This is a genomic window from Flavobacterium solisilvae (assembly GCF_012911605.1).
In the GTDB taxonomy this organism is placed as follows: Bacteria; Bacteroidota; Bacteroidia; order Flavobacteriales; family Flavobacteriaceae; genus Flavobacterium; species Flavobacterium solisilvae.
In genome coordinates this window covers 1-314 of record NZ_JAAMPT010000108.1, presented here as the reverse complement: position 1 = coordinate 314, position 314 = coordinate 1, and the positions used below count along the sequence as shown (strand labels likewise).

General features: G+C 44.3%; 1 pseudogene. It reads right to left on the bottom strand.

Features of this window, described 5'->3' with window-relative positions:
- Positions 1–314 (bottom strand): annotated as a pseudogene (locus G6042_RS00505) (IS1182 family transposase); the annotation flags it as partial.

Sequence of the window (314 nt, the reverse complement as noted above, 5' to 3'; positions counted from 1 at the left end):
GGTACATTGGTCTTTTACTGGACAGGTTTTGCAAGCTGGTGTGCGGTATTTTTGGAACCTATAACCACTTTCCTCTGTTCGACCTGTTTTCTTGTGCCATCGACCAGTAGTGCTTAGCGTTGCACCTTGCGGACAAGTGTAGGTATTTGCTTCTTTGTTGTAAATAAACTTTGTTACAAAATACTCCGGTTGCGTGCCGTTTTCGTTGCTCTTGCCTTGATCGGGTTGGGCTACAATGGTGGTAATATTGTTCTCCTTGCAGCTTGCTATTTCTCTACCGTTGTGATAGCCTTTATCTACTAGCGCCGTAAAAG